We start from the raw sequence: 20,215 nt of genomic DNA on the forward strand, positions 1-20,215 counted from the left end.
CTGAAACCACATGTACGCACAGGAGCGCCAGCAGGAGATCCTCCGCCTCGCCCGCGAGGCGGGCCGGGTCGACGTCCTGTCCCTGGCCGACCAGTTCCAGGTCACGGCCGAGACCGTGCGCCGCGACCTCAAGGCCCTGGACCGGTCCGGGCTCGTGCGGCGGGTGCACGGCGGTGCCATACCGGCCGGCCGCCTCGACTTCGAGCCGGACCTCACCGAGCGCGAGTCCACCGCGGCCGACGAGAAGGACCGCATCGCCGCCGCGGCGCTCGCCGAACTCCCCGCGGGCGGCAGCGTCGTCCTCGACGCGGGCAGTACGGTGGCCCGCCTCGCGGCCGCGATCCCGGTCGACTCCGCGCTCACCGTGGTCACCCACGCGCTGCCCGTCGCCGCCCGGCTCGCCGACCACACCGGCATCGACCTCCACCTCGTCGGTGGACGCGTCCGCCACCGCACCCGCGCCGCCGTCGACGCCTGGGCCCTGCGCACCTACGCCGAGATCCGCGCGGACGTCCTCTTCCTCGCGACGAACGGCTTCACGGCCGAGGGCGGCCTGACCACCCCCGATCTCGCCGAGGCCGCCGTCAAGCGGGCCGCGATGGCGGCGGCCCGACGCGTCGTCCTCCTCGCCGACTCGGCGAAGGCGGGCCAGGAGCACTTCGCGCGCTTCGGCTCCTTCACGGAGGTCGACCTCCTCATCACGGACCCGGGGCTCGACCCCGCTCAGAAGGCGGCGATCGAGGCCGCCGGTACGGAAGTTGTGCTCGTATGATCCTCACCGTCACCCCGAACCCCTCCCTCGACCGGACCTACGAAGTCCCCTCGCTGGACCGCGGTGAGGTGCTGCGCGCCACCGCCGACCGGGTCGACCCCGGGGGCAAGGGAGTCAACGTCTCCCGCGCGGTGGCCGCCGCGGGCGTCCGTACGACGGCGGTCCTCCCGCTCGGCGGCACGCCGGGCACGATGATCGCCGAACTCCTCGGCGCCCAGGGCGTGGACGTCACGGCGGTCTCCATCGCCGGGCAGACCCGCTCCAACATCTCCCTGGCCGAACCGGACGGCACCCTCACCAAGATCAACGCCGCCGGCCCGGAGCTGACCCCCGAGGAGTCGGCGCTGCTCCTGGAAACGGTCCGCACCTGCTCGGGCGGCGCCGCCTGGATCGCCTGCTGCGGCAGCCTCCCGCGGGGCCTCGGCCCCGAGTGGTACGCCGACATCGTGACCCGGGCCCACGCCGCGGGCGCCCGCATCGCCCTGGACACCTCAGGCCCGGCGCTGCTCGCGGCGCTGGCGGCCCGCCCGGACGTGATCAAGCCGAACGCCTCGGAACTCGCGGCGGCGGTCGGGCGGCCCCTGGCCACCCTCGGCGACGTGCTCAAGGCCGCGGAGGAACTGCGCTCGCTGGGCGCGGGCGCGGTCCTGGCCTCCCTCGGCGCGGACGGCCAGCTCCTGGTCTCCGAGGAGGGCACCTACTACGGCACGGCGGCCGTCTCCTCGGTCCGCAGCAACGTCGGCGCGGGCGACGCCTCCCTCGCCGGCTTCCTGATCGCGGGAGGTACGGGGCCTGCGGCCCTGGCCTCCGCCCTGGCCCACGGCGCTGCCGCGGTCCAGCTTCCCGGCAGCCTCATGCCGGCCCCCTCGGACCTGCGGCCCGACGCGGTCCATGTCACCCAGGACCTGCCCCTGGACCTCCCTCTGTCCGAAATGAGTGACGAGCGATGAGCGAGATGATCACCCGTGACCTGGTCGACCTCGACCTGTCCGCGGAGTCCAAAGTGGGGGCGGCACGTGCCCTCGCCGAACGGATGGTGACGCTGGGCCGGGTCACCGACCTGGACGGCTTCCTGGCCGACGTGGCCGCGCGCGAGGCCCAGATGCCGACCGGCCTGGAAGGCGGCATAGGCATCCCCCACTGCCGCTCCACCCACGTGACGGCCCCCACCCTGGCCTTCGGCCGCTCCCCGTCGGGCATCGACTTCGGCGCCCCGGACGGCCCGGCGGACCTGATCTTCCTGATAGCCGCCCCGGCCGGCGCCGACGACGCCCACCTCTCGATCCTCTCCACCCTGGCCCGCCGCCTGATGCGCCCGGACTTCGTGGCGGCTCTGCGCGCGGCGGCCACTCCGGAGGAGGCGGCGGCACTGGTGGCCGGCGAAGAACCGGCTCCGCCCAATCCAGCCCCTTCGGCCGCCAATCCAGCCCCTCCGGCGTTTGAGGAGCGGGGGTCCGGGGGCGGAGCCCCCCGCGCGGCGGAGCCGCAAAATGCTGCACAGCCGGGAAGGGGCGGGGTGGGGGAAAGCCCCGCAGGGCAGCCGTTCCGAGTGGTCGCCGTCACGTCCTGCCCCACGGGCATCGCCCACACCTACATGGCGGCGGAGTCCCTCCAGCAGGCCGCCGCCGAGGCGGGAATCGAGCTCACGGTCGAAACCCAGGGCTCGGCCGGCTTCACCAAGCTCACCCCGGAAACCATCGCCGCCGCCGACGCGGCCGTCTTCGCCCACGACGTCCCGGTCAGGGAGAGGGCCCGCTTCGCCGGCAAGCCCACCGTGGACGTAGGCGTCAAGGCCGGCATCAACCGCCCGGCGGAACTCCTCCAGGAGGCCCGCGACAAGGCCGCCCGGGGCGAGGTGTCCACCACCTCCCCCACCCCGGTGGAAGAGGCCGGAGAGGACCAGGACGGCTACGGCGCGAAGCTCCGTACCTGGCTGATGTCCGGCGTCAGCTACATGGTCCCCTTCGTCGCCGCCGGCGGCCTCCTCATCGCCCTGGCCTTCGCCATCGGCGGCTACGAGATCAACAACGCCCCTTCGGTCGCCGAGCACTTCGTCTGGACCGAGGCCGCCAGCTGGGCCGCGCTGCTCTTCCAGACCGGCGGCCTCGCCTTCGGCTTCCTGGTCCCCGTACTGGCCGGCTACATCGCCTACGGCATGGCCGACCGGCCCGGTCTCGTCCCCGGCTTCGTCGGCGGCGCCGTGGCCCTCACCATCGACGCCGGATTCCTCGGCGGCCTGATCGCCGGTCTCATCGCGGGCGGCACCGTCCTCGCCGTCCAGAGGCTGAAGATCCCCACCGCCCTGCGCGGGATCATGCCGGTGGTCGTCCTGCCGCTCATCGGCTCCGCCGTCACCGCGTTCCTGATGTTCCTGGTCGTCGGCAAGCCCGTGGCCTCGCTCCAGCGGGCCCTCACCGACTGGCTGTCCGGCCTCTCAGGCGCCAACGCGATCATCCTCGGCGTCATCCTCGGCCTGATGATGTGCTTCGACCTCGGCGGCCCGCTCAACAAGGTGGCCTACGCCTTCGCCATCGGCGGCCTCGCCACCCCCAACGAGGGCAGCCTCAAGGTCATGGCCGCCGTGATGGCCGCCGGCATGGTGCCGCCGCTGGCGATGGCACTGGCCACCACGGTCCGCGGCCGGCTCTTCTCCAAGACGGAGCGCGAGAACGGCAAGGCCGCCTGGTTCCTGGGCGCCTCCTTCATCAGCGAGGGCGCCATCCCGTTCGCCGCGGCCGACCCGCTGCGCGTGATCCCGGCCTCCATGGTGGGCGGCGCGGTCACCGGAGCGCTCTCGATGGCCTTCGAGTGCACCCTGCGGGCCCCGCACGGCGGCATCTTCGTGATCCCGCTGATCGGCAACCCGCTGCTCTACCTGATCGCCATCGCCGCCGGTACGGCCACCAGCGCCGGCCTGGTCATCCTCCTCAAGGGGATGCGCAAGCAGGACACGACCGCCGAAGCGGCGCCCCTGCCGGACCCGGCCGAGGTCACCGTCGCCGCCTGACCGACTTCCCGGTCCAGGACCAGGTCCCGGTCCCCGTCACCTCACCCGCGCGCGGAGCTCCATGGCTCCGCGCGCGGCCGTTTCGGTCTCGTAGACCTCGCACATGTGCCGTCCGTCCGGCGTCACCGTGTGCTCGACCTCCCACAGGCTGAACTCGCTCCCGTCCAGCAGGACGAAGGAGTGCTCGTACAGGCTGAAGCCGGCGTCCCGCCCGTCCGCGAGGCACTGCCGGGTGCCGAACACCTGCGTGATCTGGTGCGCGTAGGCCGACCGCAGCAGCAGGGCCACCTGCTCGCCCGGCCGGTCCGGGTTCTCCGCGCGGCGCAGCACCCGGCGGGCGTGGTCCGCGGACTCCTCCACCGCGTACTCGCGGTGCCGCTGGGCGGGGGTCGGATTGCTGAACAGCGCGCTCAGCACGGCGATGTCGCTCTCCGGGTCCTCCTCGACCGTCACCTCCACGAGGTCCCGCGCCACCTGCGAGGGGACCTCGCCGAAGAGCCGGGCCGCCGCGAGGCAGGTCTCCGCCTTGCCGGCGAAGACCTCGTACCGTATGGACAGGCCGTCGTCCTGACGGTGGGCCAGCTCCCACAGGACGACGGAGTCGCCGTCGGACAGCAGGTAGGCGTGCCGGTGTATCTCCCGCCACGGTCCGGCCGCGGGACTGCGGCGGGTGGTGTGCAGCGAGGACCTGTGGGCGAGCGCGGTGCCCAGCCGCTCGACCAATTCGTCCGGCAGGTCGAAGGAGTTGAGGGCGCGGCCCAGGAGTCGGCCGAGGTGCGCCTCGGTGGTCTCGTGCGGATCGCTCAAGGTGGGTCTCCAGGCCGTCGCAGCTTGTCACTTCGCGGAAGCTCAACGTAGCCCCTGGGTCTGACATCACGTCCGGGGTTCGGTAAAACGTCCGGGAAGCGCCGGGGGTTCCAGCCACCCCTTCAGGTCAACCTCCATGTCGATGAGCATGGTTGGGCCTGATGGCGGGCACAAGGGCGGGAGCATGACCGTATGGCAACAAATACCGTGGGAGTCCCCCGCCAGCAGGCCCGGCCCCACAACCGCAAGGACGCTGAACCGATCGCGGCCCCCCGTGCGCTGGCCTGGCTGCTGCTGCTCACCGGGGCCGCCGGGGTGCTGGCCGCCTGGGTCATCACCCTGGACAAGTTCCTGCTGCTGGAGAACCCGGACTTCAAGCCCGCGTGCAGCCTCAACCCGGTCGTCTCCTGCGGCAGCGTGATGAAGAGCGAGCAGGCGGCGGCCTTCGGCTTCCCGAACCCGATGCTGGGCCTGGTCGCCTACGGGGCGGTCGTGTGCGTCGGCGCCGGCCTGCTGGCCGGGGCCCGACACCGCGGCTGGTTCTGGCTCGGCCTGAACGCCGGAATGCTCTTCGGCGTCGGATTCTGCTCCTGGCTCATGGTCCAGTCGCTCTACGAGATCAACGCGCTCTGCCTGTGGTGCTGCCTGACCTGGGCGGCCACCCTGGTGATGTTCTGGGCGGTCACCGCGCACACCGTGCGCACGGGGATCCTGCCCGCGCCCGCGCCGGTACGGAACTTCTTCGCCGACTTCGGCTGGGCCCCGCCCGTCCTGCACACCGGCGTGATCGGGATGCTGATCCTGACCCGGTGGTGGGACTTCTGGACCGGCTGAGGCGGCCGGACGACATGCGAGGGCCCCGGCAGCTGGACGCTGCCGGGGCCCTCGTCACTTCACGACTTCACACCGCTTCTTCGAACGCGTCGCTCCACGGGCGCCGGGCACGTGGACCACGGGGTCCCGGAGCGTAGGTCGGGAGCGGAGATCAGCTGCCCTGGGAGACGTTGCCCGAGAGGACCGGGATGTTGTCCAGGATGTGCGAGAGCGGCTCGTCGCCCTTGGCCTGGGTGGAGTTCTCGGTGCACTGCTGGTTCTGCGGGTTGGACAGGACGTTGATGTCCTGGACGCCGATGTTGAGCAGCGCCACCAGCGACTGGGCGTTGACCTTGGCCGGCAGACCGATGCAGGGCTTGTTCAGGGTGCCCTGGACGACTCCGAGCTGCGGGCTCATGTCACCGTGGGTCTTCTGGTTGCCGTAGGCCTGCACGGCACCGTTCCCGTTGACGGTGTTGATCCCGTTGTCGTTGCCGATCGCCATGGCGGGGGCGGCAGCAGCAGCGCCCGCGCCGACGGCGGCGGCGGTGACCGCGGCAGCAGTCATGATCTTCTTGAGCATCTTGATCCTTTTGTCGCACGAGTGCCCGCTAGTGGAGCGCCCTGATCAACTGTTCTTCCGGACGTTGGTTCCGCTGCTTCACTCAAACGGCCTGTCCACGGCCAGGTTTTCCCCGAGTGGGGTGAGCCGCCCCCGGACGCGTGCGCGAAGCCCGTACGCACCCCGGAGCGGCGCGGGGGGCCCGCGCTCGTGTTGCGCTCCGTGGAACCCGTTCGCACGGTGGGTAAGGAAGCGGATCGCTCGGGTCCGTTTCTGAGCGACCACCAGAAGGAACACCCATGCACCGCACCAAGGCCTCCCGCGTCCGCGTCCTCGTCCCGTCGGCCCTGGCGGTCGTCATACTCACCGGCGCGGCAGCTCCCGCGGGCGCCGCAGAGGGTGCCGGTGCCGCCGCGAACCGGGTGGCGGCCGCCCAGGAGGAGATCAACGAGAGGGTGGCGAAGGCGGGTCCCGTCGAGGACGCCCTCGCCGCCGTCTCCAAGATCCTGGAGGGTCTGACCAAGAGCCTGGGTGATCTGGGGATCAAGATCCCCGAGATCAAACTGCCCACGCTCCCGGCCCTGCCGGCGATCCCCGCGATCCCCGGCCTCCCGGACCTGCAGCTCCCGGCGATTCCGGCGATTCCGGCGGTACCCGCGGTACCCGCGGTACCCGCGGTTCCCGCGGTGCCGGAGATCCCCGACATCCCGGTCCCCGACGTCCCGATCCCGGAGATCCCCGGCGTCCCGGCGCTTCCGGTCTCCGATCCCGCGGCCCCGCCCGCGGCCGCGGTGCCCGCCGTGCCGGCGGTGCCCGCGACACCGGCGGGCCTCGTCCCGAAGGTCCCCTCGTTCGCGGAGTTCCTTCCGTAGGCACCGGGATCCCTACGCGGACCCGCACGCGGTTACGACTATTGGGCTGAACAGGTCTGATCGCGTGCGGAACCGTGTCGTCTGGGATGCTGGACCGTTTCGCTCGATGTGAGCCCCGGAATCGGGGCAGAACATCGAAGAGAAGGTGCACTTCCCATGAACACTGCCAAGAAGGCCGCCCTGGTCCTGGCCACCGCTGGTCTCGCTGCGGCCGGTGCCGCCGGCTCCGCTATGGCCGACTCGTCGGCCGAGGGCGCGGCCGTGGGTTCCCCCGGTGTCCTCTCGGGCAACCTGGGTCAGGTCCCGGTCCACGTCCCGGTCAACGTCTGCGGCAACTCCGTCAACGTGATCGGTGCGCTGAACCCGGCGTTCGGCAACGTCTGCGTCAACGACTGACGTTCGACACACCACATGACTGTGGGCGCCCCCGGCCTCGCCGGTGGCGCCCACAGTCATGTCGGCGGGAGAACGGGACGGACCCGTCAGTGCTTGCTGCCGCCGTTGAGCTTCACTCCGCCGAGCAGCGGGGAGGCCTGAGTGGCGCCGTTGGCGAGGTGCATCACCTCGGCCGGAGCGTCGTTCTTCACCTCGTTGACCTTCTGGACGGTGGTGACGACCTTCTCGACGCTCTCGCCCTGCTCGGCCAGCCCGTTGCCCACGGTCTGCGGCAGCGCCGCCGATACCGGGTTCACCGAGTCGGTGACCGCCGTCAGCCCGCTCGTCAGGCTCATGGGGACGGCCGGCGCCTCCGTGGCGGCGAAGGCGGGGGAGGTGGCGCCGAGGGCGGCGACGGAGCCGACGACGACTGCGGCGACCTTCGAGAGCTTCATTTCAAAATCCTCTTCCAGGGGTGTCCAATGGCGGCCAGTGGCGACCGTCGCGCCACTTTCGACCTGGTTAACGATTACCCGGCGCCACGGAAACGCGGAACCGAACACGGCAACGGCCGGAGAATCCGACAAGGGATTCTCCGGCCGATATTTTTTCTGATTACCGGTATTGCCGTCAGGCGGCCTTGCGGGACCTGCGGTACAGAATGGCGCCGCCCAGGATCAGGGCCGAGGCCAGGGCCGCCGCGGCGCCGGGCTGTCCGGCACCGGTCGCGGCCAGCTCCTGCCGCGCGGGGGCCGCGGGGACCGCCGCGACGGGGACGGCCTCGGGGGCGGGTGCCGGGGCGGGCGCGGGAACCGGCGCGGGTGCCGGGGCGGGCAGCGGTGCCGGAGGCAGCGGGACCGGCAGGTCACCGGCGGGGGCCGCCGGCGGCTGGTCGACCGCGGGCACTACCGGCGCCGGGTGCTCCACGACCTGGCTGCCGTGCGGGGGCATCGGCGCGGGGGCCTCCTCCACGGGCGCCGGAGCGGGGAGCGTGTGCGGAGCCTCCTCCACTACGGGCGCCGGAACGGGCTCGGGCTGCGGCGCGGGTGCCTGCTCTACGGGAGCGGGCGCGGGCGCCGGAGCGGGAGCCGGGTGCTCCGCCTCGGGCGCGGGCAGCGGCTGCGGCGCGGGGGGCGCGTGCTGCGGGGCCGGCGCCGGGGGGTGCTCGGTGTGCGGCGGCTGCTCGTGCTGCGACTCGTGCTGGGGCGGGGGCTCGGGCCGCTCCGGGGCGGGGTGGTCGTCGCACTCCTCCTCGCCGGAGTCTCCGTAGCCGCCCTGCGGCCCGGGTCCGTGGTCCTCGTGGCCGCCCTGCGGCCCGGGTCCGTCCTCGCCGTAGCCGCCGTGCTGCTCGGGTCCGCGGTCCCCGTAGCCGCCCTCCTCGTGCCGGTCGTGCTCCTCCTGCTGATCGACGTAGCGGCGGACCTGTTCGGCCTGCTGCGGGCTGAGGTAGCGCTCGTAGTCGTGGCCGGCGTCGGAGCCGGTCGTGGTGGCGCAGTTGTTGCCCATGGCGGGGTTGAGGCCCGCTCCGGCGTCCACGGTGTTGCCGCACACGTTCGGCGCGAAGGTGATCGGTACCGAGACGCTGTTGCCGGCCAGCACGCCCGGTGAATGGGAGGCCTCGGCCATCGCCCCGGGTTGTGCGTAGGCCGCGCCGGTCGCGATGGACAGCAGGCTGGACGCGGCGGCCGCGGTGAGCACCCCCTTGCCCAGTACCTGTCGGCTCAGTACCTGTCGCATGGGTCCTTCCCTGTCTACCGGCCCTGCGGCCGGTGCTGAATCGAAGGTGGCCTCGGAGTGCACCGCCGTGCACTCCGAGGCCACCCCGAGGAGGTCTGCCCTTGCGGGCACAGGCGCTTCGTCAGGCGTTGACGCAGGTGTTGCCGAACGCGGGGTTCAGCAGGGCGATCACGTTGACGGTGTTGCCGCAGACGTTGACCGGGACGTGGACCGGGACCTGGAGCACGTTGCCGGACAGGACGCCCGGGGAACCGACGGCCTTGCCGTCGGCCGCCGAGTCGGCCATGGCGGGGGAGGCGGCACCGGCGGCCATCAGAATGCCGGCGGCCAGCACCACTGCCTTCTTGTACGTCATTTGTTTTCGTTTCCTTCCCGCAGAGGTCTATCCGCTGCAGGAATAACAACGAGTGGGTCCGGGAAAAGAAACCGCGGATTTTTGCGCGCCTCCGGCCAATTCACTCAGATGCCTGTGCGTCCTGAATTGTGGCCGGATTTTTCCGCGCCCTTATTCGAGTCCCGACATGCGGCGGGGCCGCCGCGACCCGAAGGTGCGACGGCCCCACTGGTGCGGTGCTGTGTCGGCTGGCGCGGCGCTGTGTCAGCTGCCGGCGGAGGCGTTGCCGGACAGGACCGGGATGTTGCTGAGGATGTGCGAGAGAGCCTCGTCGCCCTTGGCCTGGGTGGAGTTCTCGGTGCACTGCTGGTTCTGCGGGCTGGACAGGACCGGGATGTCCTGGACGCCGACGTTGACCAGAGCCAGGACGGACTGGACGTTGGCCTTGGCGGGCAGGGCGATGCAGGGCTTGTTGAACGAGCCCTGGATGAGCGCCATCTGCGGGCTCATGTTGCCGTAGGTGGCCTGGTTGCCGTAGATCTGCGAGGCCCCGTTGCCGTTCACGGTGTTGATGCCGTGGTCGTTGCCGATGGCCATGGCCTGCGGGGCCATGGCGGCACCCAGACCGACGAACGAGGCGGCAACCGCTGCGCCGGCCGCAAACTTCTTGATCATGATGGTCCCTTTTTTGCAGGATTGCCCGTTACTCAAGCACCCGGAACAACGGCGCAACCGCGGTTCGGGTTGCGTGTATTCACTCGGATGCCGAAGTTTCGGGCGGCACGGTTGACGTCAGGCGTTGACGCAGGTGTTGCCGAACGAGGGGTTCAGCAGGGCGATCACGTTCACGGTGTTGCCGCAGACGTTCACCGGGACGTGGACCGGGACCTGGAGCAGGTTGCCGCTCAGGACGCCGGGGGACTCACCGGTGAAGCCGTTCGCCGTCGCGCCGCCGTCGCCGTGCGCGGAGGCGAGGCCCGCGCCGCCCATCAGCAGCGCGGTGCTCGCGACCGCCAGGGTGGCGCCGCGCACCAGCCTCTTCTTCATCTCGCTTTTTCCTTTCCGTTCGAACAATGGTGCAAGCCATAACGACCCGCCCGTCTCCAGGGTGCGTGTTATCGCCCAAAAGGCCGTATGAGCGAGTCCGGCGTGATTTCCCTCCTGACTTCTGACAAAGTTCACTCCTGTTTTGTCCCCTTGATCGAAAATGGAGACAGGGTCATGGGTTCCTCCCGCAGAATCCTCGGCACGCTCGGTCTGCTGTCCTGCCTCGCACTTTCGGTGAACGTCCCCGCAGCCGGGGCCGCCGCCGCCCCGCCGGGCGTGCGGGGGCCGCTGGTCAAGGAGGCGCCCCGGGTGCCCTTCACCCAGCGTTACCAGGCGGTGCAGCACGGGGGCCTGGTCCGGGCCTCGAACTCCTCCATCGGCTGCCGCAAGGAGGAGTCCGCGCAGGCCGAGCCGTGTGCCGCGGTCAACAAGGGCGCGGCGGGGACCAACGGCGACTACGAGATGTTCTACGACGAGGTCGACAAGGACCCGGACACCTACAACTCCACCCGGGCCGAGCTCAAGGTCCCGGCGGGCGCGAAGGTCTCGTACGCCCGGCTGTACTGGGGCGGGAACCTGCGGGTCGGCGAGCAGAAGCCGCCGGAGGACAACGGCCGGGTGCTCGTCGCCGAGCCGGGCGGCGCGTACAAGGAAGTCCTGGCCGATACGGCGATCGGGCACCGCAGCGATGCGGCCGCTGACGCCTACCAGGCCTCCGCCGACGTGACCCCGCTGGTCCGCAAGGGCGGCGCCGGGATGTGGACGGTGGCCCAGCTGAACATCGCCATGGGGCACTCGGACGCGGGTGCCTGGGGCGGCTGGACGCTGGTGGTGGCCTACGAGCACCCGCAGGAGCCGGTGCGCAGGGTCTCGATCTGGGACGGCTTCGAAGGGCTGGCCGCGGGGGCCGGCGAGGCGGCGGGCGAGACGGTGGAGCTCACCGGCCTGGACGCGGCGCCCGGAGCGCGGGGGCGGGCCGGGGTGGTCGCGTACGACGGGGACCGCGGAACGCTCGGGGACTCACTCACGGTGACCGCCGACAGCGGTCGCCGGATCAGCCTCAGTGACGGAGAAAATCCTTTTAATGATGTTATGAATTCCACGATCACGGAATTCGGCGATCACTCGTTCGTGCGACAGCCCGAACATATGAATAACCTCGGATATGACGCGGACGTGTTCGATCTGAGCCCCGCCCTGTCCGGTGGTGCCCGCAGCCTGACCTTCGGGTTCACGGGCGAAAACCAGGGTCATTTCCTCGGTGTGCTCTTCGTTCAGACAGACGCGCGCCGCTGAACGCAGGAGACCACTCCACGTGCCCACGCAGCCTTCTTCTTCTCCTTCCGCATCCCCCTCTCCCGACCCTTCTCCCGATCCCTCTCCCGCGCCGTCCCGGCCTCCGGTCGTCCTCCACCTCGTCCAGCCGGTCGAGGGCGGGGTCGCCCGCGTCGTCGTGGACCTCGTACGCGCCCAGTCCGCGGCCGGCCTGCGGACCTTCGTCGGCTGCCCGCGCGGCGGACAGCTCGCCGACGCCGCCCGCGAGGCCGGGGCCGAGGTGCTCACCTGGCGTGCCGGGCGGGCTCCCGGGCCGGGCCTGGCCGCCGAAGTGCTCGGCGCGCGCCGCCTGATCGGGCGGGTCCGGCCCGACATCCTGCACGCCCACAGCGCCAAGGCCGGACTCGCCGGGCGGCTCGCCGTGCGCGGGGCCGTCCCGACCGTCTTCCAGCCGCACGCCTGGTCCTTCGACGCCGTGGGCGGGGCCACCGCCGCGCTCGCGCTGCGCTGGGAGCGCTTCGGGGCCCGTTGGGCCGACCGGGTGCTCTGCGTCAGCGAGGCCGAACGCCGCACCGGGGAGTCCGAGGGGATCGCCGCCCGCTGGTCGGTGATCCGCAACGGCGTCGACCTCGGCCACTTCCGCCCCGGCGGCCCGGACCCCGTCCAGGACAAGGCCCGGGCGCGCGCCGAACTGCCCCTGCCCACTGCCTTCCTGGGGGACGGACCGCTCGCCGTCTGCGTCGGCCGGCTCTGCCAGCAGAAGGGGCAGGACGTCCTGCTGCGCGCCTGGCCGGAGCTGCTCGGAGCCGTTCCCGGGGCCCGTCTCGTGCTCGTCGGGGACGGCCCCGACATGGAACGGCTGCGCCGTGGCGCCCCGCCCTCGGTCCACTTCGCGGGGGCCGCCTTCGACATCCGGCCGTGGCTTCGGGCCGCCGATCTCGTTGTACTGCCGTCGCGGTGGGAAGGCATGGCGCTCGCCCCGCTCGAAGCCATGGCCTGTGGCCGACCGGTCCTGGTCTCCGACGTCAGCGGTGCCCGCGAGAGCCTTCCGCCCGGCCAGGGGCGGCTGTGCCTGGTGGAACCGGAGGACCCGACGGCGCTGGCCAAGGCCCTGGGCGGGCTGCTCGCCGAGCCGCGGCTGCTCGCCGCACTCGGGGAGCAGGCGGAGCGGCACGCGCGGATGGAATTCGACGTGCGGCGCACCACGGACGCGGTCACCGGTCTGTATCACGAACTGCTGGGCAGGCCCCGGCCCTTGAACCAGGAGCGCATCAGCCGATGACGATGGACAGCGCACCCGCCCGGCACACCGGGCAGGGCGGTACGGGGCCCGCCGGCGGTATCACCGGCATCACCGGCATCTCTGGTACCACCAGCGGCGCCGGGGCGACCAGTACGGCCACTAGTACGGCCACCAGTACGGCCACCAGTACGGCCACCAGTACGGCCACCAGTACGGCCACCGGGACGGTCTCCGGCACCGGCGCCGCCGTGCGCCGTTCCGTGACCGCGATCCACCCCCCGCGCGGACCCAAGGCCGACCGCGCGCGGGCCACCGTACGGCCGAGCCGGGTGCGCCGCCGGGACGGGATCGCCCCGCTGCTGGCCGCCGACGCGTTCGCCGCCACCGCGACGGTGGCGGCGCTGCCGGGGACGGAGCTGCCCCTCGGGGCCGCCGCTCCCCTCGCACTGGCCCTGGTCGCACTGCACGCGCAGGCCGGGCTGTACCGGCCGCGGCTCGCCCCCTCCGCGCTGCTCGAACTGCCCTCGCTCGCCGGGCGGTCCGCCGCCCTGTGGTGCGGGGCCGCCGCCGTGCTGGCCGCCACCGCCCCGGGCGAGGCCCTGGGCTGGAGCGCGCTGCTCGGCGCCGTCTGCGTCCAGGTCGCCCTGGCCTGCGCGGGACGCGGCCTCGTCAACCAGCTCCGCCGCCGCACCCGTGCCCGCCGCCCCGCCTCCGCCCTGGTCGTCGGACCCGGCGCCGGGGCGAGCGCGGTCGCCGCCGCCCTGCACGGGCGCCCCGAGTACGGACTGCGCCCGGTCGGGCTCGCGGACACCGGGACCGACGGGGAGGGGGACGCGGGAGTTCCCGTACTCGCCACCCACGAGGACATCCGGCGGGCCGTGATCCAGAACTCCGTCCGGCACGCCGTCTTCACCCGCCCGCCCGAGGCAGACGAACGCACCGCCTCCCTGGTGCGGCTCTTCCACGACCACGGGTGCCGGCTCTGGCTCGCCGACCCGGCGGGCACCGCCAAGGTCACCGGGATGCGCGTCGCGCAGCCCGCCGACCAGCTGTGGGGGTACGCCGTCCAGCCGCTGCTGCCGCGCCCGGCCCGGCCGGTCGAGCGGTACGCGAAGCGGGTCATCGACTCCTCGCTCGCCGCGATCGCGCTGCTCGCCGCCGCCCCCGTGATGGGGGCCTGCGCGCTGGCCGTACGGGTCTCCGACGGGCCCGGGGTGATCTTCCGGCAGGAGCGGGTCGGCCTGTACGGACGCCCCTTCACTCTGCTGAAGTTCCGCACCCTGCGCGCCGACGCGCACGAGTCCGCCACCCGCTGGACGGTGGCCGGCGACTGCCGGATGAGCCCGATCGGCTCCTTCCTGCGCAAGTCCTCGCTGGACGAGCTGCCGCAGCTGTGGAACGTGGTCCGGGGTGACATGAGCCTGGTCGGTCCGCGTCCCGAACGGCCTTTCTTTGTGGCCAAGTTCAGCAGCGTGCACCCGGGGTACGAAGCCCGGCACCGGATGCCGGTCGGCATCACCGGGCTCGCCCAGATCAACGGGCTGCGCGGGGACACCTCCATCGAGGACCGGGCCCGCTTCGACAACCACTACATCGACACCTGGTCGCTGTGGCAGGACCTGTGGATCCTGGCCCGCACCGCGGCCTCCTTCTTCCGCTTCCGGCTGGGGGGCAGCTAAAGCATGAGCCTTGCCGCACCGACGTCCCCGACGTCATGGTCCTGCCCGGACCCCGCCGATCTGCTGCGCCGGCACTGGCCGCTGCTGCCGCTCGCCGCGACCGTACTGGCGCTCCTGATCCCCGTCCCGGCGGGTGACGCGAGCGCCTCGGGGAAGGTCGGTCCGGCCGACGCCGCCTCACTGCTGCTCGTGTTCGTCTGCGGGGTCCAGGCCCTGCGGGGCCGGGTCCGGCCGCTGAGCCCGCTGGGGGTGCTCGTCCTCGGCCTCCCGGCCGTCGGGCTCGCCGTCTCGACGGTGACCGCGGGGGACCCGTACGCGGCCCTGCCCGGGTTCGTGCGCTACCTCCAGGTGTTCGTGCTGGTCCCGGCGGCGATCGTGCTGCTGGTGCGGGACGCCTTCGAGTTCCGGCTGGCCGCCGGGTGCTTCGTGGTGCTGGCACTGGTCCAGGGAGCGGTGGGCGTGGTGCAGTTCGCCACCCACACCGGTGCCTCCTACCAGGGCGAGGACATCCGCGCCGTGGGCACCTTCGGACCCGGGGACGTCATGGGCATGGCCACGGTCGTGGCCTACGGCCTGATCGTCGCGACGGCCGGGGCGCTGGCTCCGGGGCTGCCGGCGCGGGTCCGGCGGGCCTCGGGCACGGCCGCGCTGGTCCTGGTGCTCCCGCTGGTGCTGTCCTTCAGCCGGGGCGCGTGGATCGCGACCTTCGCCGCGGCCGGGCTGGTGATGGCCCTGGCCGGGATCCGGCGGGCCCTGAAGGTGCTGCTCGCGCTGGCCGCCGTCGGTGTGGTCCTCGTGGGCGGGTTCGGCGTCGGCTCCGCGATGGTCGCGGAGCGGCTGACCTCGATCACGCAGGTCTCCGACGCCCCCGACCAGTCGGTGACCGACCGCTACACGATGTGGGACGCGGCCGGCTCGATGTGGCGCGAGCGGCCCGCGGTGGGGGTCGGGCTGAAGGGCTTCCCGGCCAACCGGGACTCGCACTCCGGGCTGGCGCTGTCCTCCGGCAGCGACACCGCGGGCGCGGGCCAGGGGTACGTCCGCCAGCCGCTGCTCTCCCCGCACAACATGTACCTGCTGGTGCTGAGCGAGCAGGGGCTGATCGGGCTGATCGCCCTGGCGGGCGGCTGGCTGGCCGTCCTGGTGGCGGGCCTGCGGCGGTGCCTGTCGGGCGCCGGTGCGGTGCGGGACTGCGGACTGGTCGCCATCGGCCTGCTCGTGTGGCAGCTCACCGACTTCCTCTACGCGGACATCGGGGGCCCGTCCACCGTGCTGACCGGAGTGATCATCGGGCTGGCGGCCTGGTGGGCGCTTCCCTCCGGGAGCGGGACGGGCGAGCTCGCCTCGGGCGGCCGGGCCGCCGCGGGATCCGGCCGCGGGTCGGGCGCGCCCGGCCGGGCCGCGGTCCCTGAGGGTGCGGCCGGCCGGTGACGGATACGACGCCCTGGCGGCGGCCCGCAGCCGCGGCGACCGAGGTCGCCGCGGCTGCGGGCCGTCCGCCGCACCCGCCGGTGGCCCCGGTCGCGCAGACCACCGGTCCGGCCGACAGCGCGAGCCGCGTGGCCGCCTCGGGCGGACCGCTGTCCGCCGGACGCGGCGCCGCGCACGTGGGCGTTCCCGTCCCCGCCGGCGACGCCGGAGCGGGCCGTGTGGTGGCCACCGGCCGCCCGGGCCCGGGACTCGAAGGGCCTGCCGGGTCCGGGGCCGTCGGGACCGCGGCGCCGGGCACGGCGCCGGGCGACGCGGAGGCCGTGCGCCGGTCCGTACTGGGCACCGCGGCGACCGGGTCCGTACGGGCCGGGAACGGCCGGGATCCGGGTGCCCCGGCCGCGCGGGACGGCGGCCCGCGCCGGATGGCGGGGGGCGGGCGCCGGGACGGCGACCCCGACGCGACGGCCGACGGGGCCCGGTCCGGGATCGGCGGGGCGCTCGCCAAGGCGGCCGCCGTGACCGCCGGGCTGACCGCCGCCGGGGCGGTGTTCGGGCTGGTCCGCGACCAGACCATCGCGCACCTCTTCGGAGCCGGGCACGACAGCGACGCCTTCCTCATCGCCTGGACCGTCCCCGAGATGGCCTCGACGCTGCTCATCGAGGACGCCATGGCCCTGCTGATGGTGCCCGCCTTCAGCCACGCCCTGGCCCGCCGGGCCGCCAGCCGGGCCGGGCTCACCCGCCAGGAGGCTCGCGCGCAGGATCCCGTACGGCTGCTGGTGGGGGCCACGCTGCCGCGGCTGCTGGTGCTCCTGGCCGCCGTCGCCTCCGTGCTCGTCGTCGCCGCGCCGCTCGTCGTGGGCGTGCTCGCGCCGGGGCTGCCCGACCCCGGGCTCGCCGTCGAATGCACCCGGATGACCGCCCTGACCGTGCTGTCCTTCGGGATCGCCGGCTACTTCAGCGCCGCCCTCAGGGCGCACCGCTCCTTCGTGCCGCCCGCCGCCATCTACGTGTCGTACAACGTCGGCATCATCGGGACCATGGTCGCCCTGCACGCCCTGTGGGGAGTGCGCGCCGCCGCCGCCGGGGTCGCCGTCGGCGGAGTCCTGATGGCCCTGGTCCAACTGCCCGCCTTCATCCGCAACGTGGGCTTCGGACCGCCCCGCGCCGTGCTGGCTGCGGGTCCCCCGCGCCGCCAGCGCGACCGGGACCGGCCGACGCTGATCGCCTTCGGGGTGATCGCACCGGTCATCTTCTTCGCCGTCTTCCGGCAGTCCCAGGTCCTCGTCGAACGGTTCCTCGCCGCCTCGCTGCCGCCCGGCGCCATCTCGCACCTCAACTACGCCCAAAAAGTCGCGCAGATGCCGATGGTGCTCTCCCTCATGATCTGCACCGTCACCTTCCCCGTCGTCGCCCAGGCCATGGCCGGCGGGGAGCGGGACAAGGCCCGCAGGCGGGTCGAGCGGGACCTCGCGCTCGCCTCGCTCGCCGTCCTCATGGGCACCGCGCTCGTCATCGGGTACGCCCCCCAGATCATCCAAGTGCTCTTCGAACGCGGGGCGTTCACCCACGTCGACACCGAGGCCACCGCCTCCGTCATGCGGGTCTACGGGCTCGGCCTGCTCGGCCACTGCCTCGTCGGAGCGCTCTCGCGGCCCTTCTTCTCCACCGCCCGGCCCACCTGGTTCCCGGCCCTCGCCATGGGCTCCGGACTCCTCGTCAACATCGTCGCCGGAGCCTTCGCCGTGGGCTGGTGGGGCATCTACGGGATCGCCGCCGCCAACGCCGCCGGCATCTCCACCACCGCAGCACTGCTGCTCACCGGACTCGGCTCGCGGATCATCGCCATCCAGGTCCGCCGGGTGGCCATCAGCATCGGCCGGCTCTCCGTCGCGGCCCTCGCCGCCTGCGCCACCGGCTGGATCGCCGGCCCGATGATCCCCGACCCGCTCGTCAGCGCCGCCCTCGGCTGCCTGCTGGTCCCGGCCATGTTCGGCGCCACCGGCATGGCCATACGGGCCCTGGAGGTCACCGCCCTGCCGGGCCAGCTCGCCCAGCTCACCGCTCACCTCACCTCCCAGCTCACCCAGAGGTTCCGCAATGTCCGCTGACACCGAAACGGCGCGCCCCGCCGCGGCGGTCACCGCCCGCCGCGGCGCATCGCCGTGGGTCCTGATGTACCACTCCGTCGCCGAGTTCACCGATCCCGCCGAGGACCCGTACGGCATCACCGTCACCCCGCACGCGCTGGAGGCGCAGCTGCTGTGGCTGCGCTCCCGCGGGCTGCGCGGGGTGTCCGTCGGCGAGCTGCTGCGGGCCCGCGCCGCCGGGCGGGACGCCGGACTGGTCGGGCTGACCTTCGACGACGGCTACGCCGACTTCCTGACCCGCGCACTGCCGCTGCTGCGCCGCTACGACTGCACCGCCACCCTCTTCGTGCTGCCCGGGCGGCTCGGCGTGGACAACGTCTGGGACCCGCTGGGCCCCCGCAAGCCCCTCCTCACCGCCGAGGGCATCCGCGAAGTCGCCGCCGCCGGCCAGGAGATCGGCTCGCACGGGCTGCTCCACCAGGACCTCACCGCGGCCCCCGACGACGTACTGCAGCAGGAGCTGCGCGGCAGCCGGGAGCTGATCCGGGAGCTGACCGGGACGCTGCCCGCCGGATTCTGCTACCCGTACGGGCACCTCGACGCCCGGGTCGTCTCCGCGACCCGGGCCGCCGGGTACGGCTACGCCTGCGCCATCGACCCGGGCCGCCTCGCCGGACCCCACGCGATGCCCCGTACGCACATCAGCCAGGCCGACGGCGGCCCCCGGCTGCGCATCAAGCAGGTGCGCCACCAGGTGCGGGAGCTGCGCCGGGCGGTGCACCTGTGAGCCCCGGGAAGGTGCTGCACGTCATCACGGGACTCGGCGTCGGGGGCGCCGAGCAGCAACTACGGCTGCTGCTGCGGCACATGCCGATGCGCTGCGACGTCCTGACGCTGACCAACCCCGGGCCGGTCGCGGAGGGGCTGCGCGCGGACGGCGTACGGGTCGTCCACCTCGGGATGCGCGGCAACCGCGACCTGGGAGCGATGCCGAAGCTGGTGAAGTTCATCCGCCGGGGCCGCTACGACCTGGTCCACACGCACCTGTACCGGGCCTGCGTGTACGGGCGCCTCGCGGCGCGGCTCGCGGGCGTGCGGGTGAGCGTGGCGACCGAACACTCCCTGGGGGCCGCCGAGATCGAGGGCCGGCCGCTCACGGGCGGCGTACGGGCCCTGTACCTGGCGAGCGAGCGGCTGGGAGCCGCGACCGTGGCCGTGTCGGACACGGTGGCGGCCCGCCTGGAGGCCTGGGGGGTGCCGGCCGCGCGGGTGCACGTGGTCCCGAACGGGATCGAAGCCGTGCGGTTCCGCTTCGACGAGGCCGTACGGCGGGCCACCCGGACCCGGACCGGCCTGCCCGAACGGGCCTTCGTGGTCGGCGGCGTCGGCCGGCTGGTGCCGGGGAAACGCTTCGACGTCCTGGTCCGGGCGGTGGCGGCGCTGCCCGGCGCGCACCTGCTGCTGGCCGGGGACGGGCCGGAGCGGGCCGCGCTGCGCCGGCTCGCCGCCGAGCTGGGGGCGCAGAGCCGGATCCACCTGCTGGGGGAGCGGGACCCGCTGGGCGACAGCACCGACGGGCGGACCCCGGGGATCCCCGCGCTGCTCGCGGCGATGGACGTGTTCGTGTCCCCTTCGCGGGAGGAGGCCTTCGGGCTGGCGGTGATCGAGGCGCTGGCGGCGGGGCTGCCGGTGCTGCACGTCACCTGCCCGGCGATCGACGACCTGCCCGCGGCGCAGGCGCCGGGGGCGCGGCGGATCGGCACCGGCACGGAGGAACTCGTCGCGGCGCTGCGGGGGCACATGGAGGCCGGCGTCCGGCGGCTGCCGCCGCCCGGGGTGGTGCGGCGCTACGACATCGGGCGGAGCGCGGAGCAGTTGCTTCGCGTGTACGACCTCGCGATGGCCGGCTCGCCGGCCGGGTCCCGGGTAGTGGGGGCGCTGCCCGCTCCCGGCAGCGGCCCTCGGGGCGCCGCCCCGGCGGGTCCGCAGGGCGCGGCGCCGTTGCCGGGGACCAGTCCCCGGACCCCTGCTCCTCAAACGCCGGAGGGGCTGGATCTCGGCTCGGCCGATCCGGATCCGGCCCCGGCCGGAGGGGCCGCGCCGGCGGGCGTCGCGGGACGGGCCGATGACGGGCCGCCCGGGGCTGCGCGCGGCGGAGAGGCCGGCTGAGC

21 protein-coding genes are annotated in these 20,215 nt (G+C 73.3%); 13 read left to right on the forward strand and 8 right to left on the reverse strand.

The window, feature by feature from the left end; all coding sequences use genetic code 11:
- The first annotated feature begins 10 nt into the window (after nucleotides 1–10).
- From OG730_RS24600 to OG730_RS24610, 3 genes are read left to right on the forward strand one after another with little or no spacing between them, the layout of a single operon-like run.
- Complete coding sequence (locus OG730_RS24600) at nucleotides 11–772, forward strand: DeoR/GlpR family DNA-binding transcription regulator (protein WP_327306280.1); 762 nt, start codon at nucleotides 11–13, stop codon at nucleotides 770–772.
- On the forward strand, nucleotides 769–1,722 hold the full coding sequence (gene pfkB / locus OG730_RS24605) for a 1-phosphofructokinase (protein WP_327306281.1): 954 nt from the start codon (nucleotides 769–771) through the stop codon (nucleotides 1,720–1,722). The genes OG730_RS24600 and pfkB overlap by 4 nt, the downstream gene beginning before the upstream one ends.
- Complete coding sequence (locus tag OG730_RS24610; protein WP_327306282.1) at nucleotides 1,719–3,779, forward strand: PTS fructose transporter subunit IIABC; 2,061 nt, start codon at nucleotides 1,719–1,721, stop codon at nucleotides 3,777–3,779. Before pfkB ends, OG730_RS24610 begins: the two co-directional genes overlap by 4 nt.
- Nucleotides 3,780–3,815: 36 nt before the next feature.
- Here the strand turns inward: OG730_RS24610 and OG730_RS24615 are convergent, their stop codons facing one another.
- Nucleotides 3,816–4,586, reverse strand: coding sequence for a DUF6227 family protein (locus tag OG730_RS24615; RefSeq protein WP_327306283.1), 771 nt, complete (start codon nucleotides 4,584–4,586; stop codon nucleotides 3,816–3,818).
- A gap of 192 nt (nucleotides 4,587–4,778) precedes the next feature.
- Here OG730_RS24615 and OG730_RS24620 point away from each other — a divergent pair, with 192 nt between their 5' ends.
- Nucleotides 4,779–5,420 carry a vitamin K epoxide reductase family protein gene (locus tag OG730_RS24620; protein WP_327306284.1) on the forward strand — a complete coding sequence of 214 codons (642 nt, stop codon included), beginning with the start codon at nucleotides 4,779–4,781 and terminating at the stop codon, nucleotides 5,418–5,420.
- Nucleotides 5,421–5,571: 151 nt separating this feature from the next.
- Here OG730_RS24620 and OG730_RS24625 read toward each other — a convergent pair whose 3' ends face one another.
- Nucleotides 5,572–5,982, reverse strand: a complete 411-nt coding sequence (locus tag OG730_RS24625; protein ID WP_327306285.1) for a rodlin — start codon at nucleotides 5,980–5,982, stop codon at nucleotides 5,572–5,574.
- Between the two features lie 278 nt (nucleotides 5,983–6,260).
- Between OG730_RS24625 and OG730_RS24630 the strand changes: the two genes are divergently transcribed.
- Both OG730_RS24630 and OG730_RS24635 read left to right on the forward strand, forming a co-directional pair.
- On the forward strand, nucleotides 6,261–6,833 hold the full coding sequence (locus tag OG730_RS24630; RefSeq protein ID WP_327306286.1) for a hypothetical protein: 573 nt from the start codon (nucleotides 6,261–6,263) through the stop codon (nucleotides 6,831–6,833).
- A 156-nt stretch (nucleotides 6,834–6,989) separates the two neighbouring features.
- Nucleotides 6,990–7,229 carry a chaplin gene (locus OG730_RS24635; protein ID WP_327306287.1) on the forward strand — a complete coding sequence of 80 codons (240 nt, stop codon included), beginning with the start codon at nucleotides 6,990–6,992 and terminating at the stop codon, nucleotides 7,227–7,229.
- Between the two features lie 86 nt (nucleotides 7,230–7,315).
- Here the strand turns inward: OG730_RS24635 and OG730_RS24640 are convergent, their stop codons facing one another.
- From OG730_RS24640 to OG730_RS24660, 5 genes are all read right to left on the reverse strand, one after another.
- On the reverse strand, nucleotides 7,316–7,663 hold the full coding sequence (locus tag OG730_RS24640) for a hypothetical protein (protein ID WP_327306288.1): 348 nt from the start codon (nucleotides 7,661–7,663) through the stop codon (nucleotides 7,316–7,318).
- Between the two features lie 175 nt (nucleotides 7,664–7,838).
- Entirely contained in the window at nucleotides 7,839–8,945 is a 1,107-nt protein-coding gene (locus tag OG730_RS24645) for a chaplin (RefSeq protein ID WP_327306289.1), read from the reverse strand.
- Between the two features lie 121 nt (nucleotides 8,946–9,066).
- Complete coding sequence (locus OG730_RS24650) at nucleotides 9,067–9,300, reverse strand: chaplin (RefSeq protein WP_327306290.1); 234 nt, start codon at nucleotides 9,298–9,300, stop codon at nucleotides 9,067–9,069.
- A 243-nt stretch (nucleotides 9,301–9,543) separates the two neighbouring features.
- The gene (locus tag OG730_RS24655) at nucleotides 9,544–9,954 is read right to left on the reverse strand and encodes a rodlin (protein ID WP_112451357.1); all 411 of its coding nucleotides are present in this window, start codon (nucleotides 9,952–9,954) and stop codon (nucleotides 9,544–9,546) included.
- Nucleotides 9,955–10,071: 117 nt separating this feature from the next.
- A complete protein-coding gene (locus OG730_RS24660; protein WP_327306291.1) occupies nucleotides 10,072–10,326 on the reverse strand; it encodes a chaplin in 255 nt (84 codons plus the stop codon).
- A gap of 174 nt (nucleotides 10,327–10,500) precedes the next feature.
- Here OG730_RS24660 and OG730_RS24665 point away from each other — a divergent pair, with 174 nt between their 5' ends.
- Both OG730_RS24665 and OG730_RS24670 read left to right on the forward strand, forming a co-directional pair.
- Entirely contained in the window at nucleotides 10,501–11,622 is a 1,122-nt protein-coding gene (locus OG730_RS24665; RefSeq protein WP_327306292.1) for a DUF3344 domain-containing protein, read from the forward strand.
- A 19-nt stretch (nucleotides 11,623–11,641) separates the two neighbouring features.
- Nucleotides 11,642–12,883, forward strand: a complete 1,242-nt coding sequence (locus OG730_RS24670) for a glycosyltransferase (RefSeq protein ID WP_327306293.1) — start codon at nucleotides 11,642–11,644, stop codon at nucleotides 12,881–12,883.
- Here the strand turns inward: OG730_RS24670 and OG730_RS24675 are convergent.
- Complete coding sequence (locus OG730_RS24675) at nucleotides 12,873–13,082, reverse strand: hypothetical protein (RefSeq protein ID WP_327306294.1); 210 nt, start codon at nucleotides 13,080–13,082, stop codon at nucleotides 12,873–12,875. The genes OG730_RS24670 and OG730_RS24675 overlap by 11 nt on opposite strands.
- Before the next feature lie 10 nt (nucleotides 13,083–13,092).
- Here OG730_RS24675 and OG730_RS24680 point away from each other — a divergent pair, with 10 nt between their 5' ends.
- The 5 genes from OG730_RS24680 (at nucleotide 13,093) to OG730_RS24700 (ending at nucleotide 20,213) form a co-directional block, all read left to right on the forward strand.
- Nucleotides 13,093–14,523, forward strand: coding sequence for an exopolysaccharide biosynthesis polyprenyl glycosylphosphotransferase (locus OG730_RS24680; protein WP_442814999.1), 1,431 nt, complete (start codon nucleotides 13,093–13,095; stop codon nucleotides 14,521–14,523).
- Nucleotides 14,524–14,526: 3 nt separating this feature from the next.
- Nucleotides 14,527–15,954: an O-antigen ligase family protein gene (locus tag OG730_RS24685; RefSeq protein WP_327306295.1), complete on the forward strand. Its 1,428-nt coding sequence runs from the start codon at nucleotides 14,527–14,529 to the stop codon at nucleotides 15,952–15,954.
- Between the two features lie 422 nt (nucleotides 15,955–16,376).
- The gene (gene murJ, locus OG730_RS24690) at nucleotides 16,377–18,065 is read left to right on the forward strand and encodes a murein biosynthesis integral membrane protein MurJ (protein ID WP_327309395.1); all 1,689 of its coding nucleotides are present in this window, start codon (nucleotides 16,377–16,379) and stop codon (nucleotides 18,063–18,065) included.
- The gene (locus OG730_RS24695; RefSeq protein WP_327306296.1) at nucleotides 18,055–18,831 is read left to right on the forward strand and encodes a polysaccharide deacetylase family protein; all 777 of its coding nucleotides are present in this window, start codon (nucleotides 18,055–18,057) and stop codon (nucleotides 18,829–18,831) included. The genes murJ and OG730_RS24695 overlap by 11 nt, the downstream gene beginning before the upstream one ends.
- Nucleotides 18,828–20,213, forward strand: a complete 1,386-nt coding sequence (locus OG730_RS24700) for a glycosyltransferase (protein WP_327306297.1) — start codon at nucleotides 18,828–18,830, stop codon at nucleotides 20,211–20,213. Before OG730_RS24695 ends, OG730_RS24700 begins: the two co-directional genes overlap by 4 nt.
- The last annotated feature ends 2 nt before the right edge of the window (nucleotides 20,214–20,215 follow it).

The organism is Streptomyces sp. NBC_01298 (genome assembly GCF_035978755.1).
Classification (GTDB): domain Bacteria; phylum Actinomycetota; class Actinomycetes; order Streptomycetales; family Streptomycetaceae; genus Streptomyces.

Bases quoted from the DNA above. Each gene is read 5' to 3' on its own strand.
- OG730_RS24600 (WP_327306280.1), top strand. From the start codon at position 11: ATGTACGCACAGGAGCGCCAGCAGGAGATCCTCCGCCTCGCCCGCGAG.
- murJ (WP_327309395.1), top strand. From the start codon at position 16,377: ATGGCGGGGGGCGGGCGCCGGGACGGCGACCCCGACGCGACGGCCGAC.
- pfkB (WP_327306281.1), top strand. From the start codon at position 769: ATGATCCTCACCGTCACCCCGAACCCCTCCCTCGACCGGACCTACGAA.
- OG730_RS24620 (WP_327306284.1), top strand. From the start codon at position 4,779: ATGGCAACAAATACCGTGGGAGTCCCCCGCCAGCAGGCCCGGCCCCAC.
- OG730_RS24660 (WP_327306291.1), bottom strand. From the start codon at position 10,326: ATGAAGAAGAGGCTGGTGCGCGGCGCCACCCTGGCGGTCGCGAGCACC.
- OG730_RS24655 (WP_112451357.1), bottom strand. From the start codon at position 9,954: ATGATCAAGAAGTTTGCGGCCGGCGCAGCGGTTGCCGCCTCGTTCGTC.
- OG730_RS24650 (WP_327306290.1), bottom strand. From the start codon at position 9,300: ATGACGTACAAGAAGGCAGTGGTGCTGGCCGCCGGCATTCTGATGGCC.
- OG730_RS24685 (WP_327306295.1), top strand. From the start codon at position 14,527: ATGAGCCTTGCCGCACCGACGTCCCCGACGTCATGGTCCTGCCCGGAC.
- OG730_RS24640 (WP_327306288.1), bottom strand. From the start codon at position 7,663: ATGAAGCTCTCGAAGGTCGCCGCAGTCGTCGTCGGCTCCGTCGCCGCC.
- OG730_RS24630 (WP_327306286.1), top strand. From the start codon at position 6,261: ATGCACCGCACCAAGGCCTCCCGCGTCCGCGTCCTCGTCCCGTCGGCC.
- OG730_RS24635 (WP_327306287.1), top strand. From the start codon at position 6,990: ATGAACACTGCCAAGAAGGCCGCCCTGGTCCTGGCCACCGCTGGTCTC.
- OG730_RS24695 (WP_327306296.1), top strand. From the start codon at position 18,055: ATGTCCGCTGACACCGAAACGGCGCGCCCCGCCGCGGCGGTCACCGCC.
- OG730_RS24610 (WP_327306282.1), top strand. From the start codon at position 1,719: ATGAGCGAGATGATCACCCGTGACCTGGTCGACCTCGACCTGTCCGCG.
- OG730_RS24645 (WP_327306289.1), bottom strand. From the start codon at position 8,945: ATGCGACAGGTACTGAGCCGACAGGTACTGGGCAAGGGGGTGCTCACC.
- OG730_RS24625 (WP_327306285.1), bottom strand. From the start codon at position 5,982: ATGCTCAAGAAGATCATGACTGCTGCCGCGGTCACCGCCGCCGCCGTC.
- OG730_RS24665 (WP_327306292.1), top strand. From the start codon at position 10,501: ATGGGTTCCTCCCGCAGAATCCTCGGCACGCTCGGTCTGCTGTCCTGC.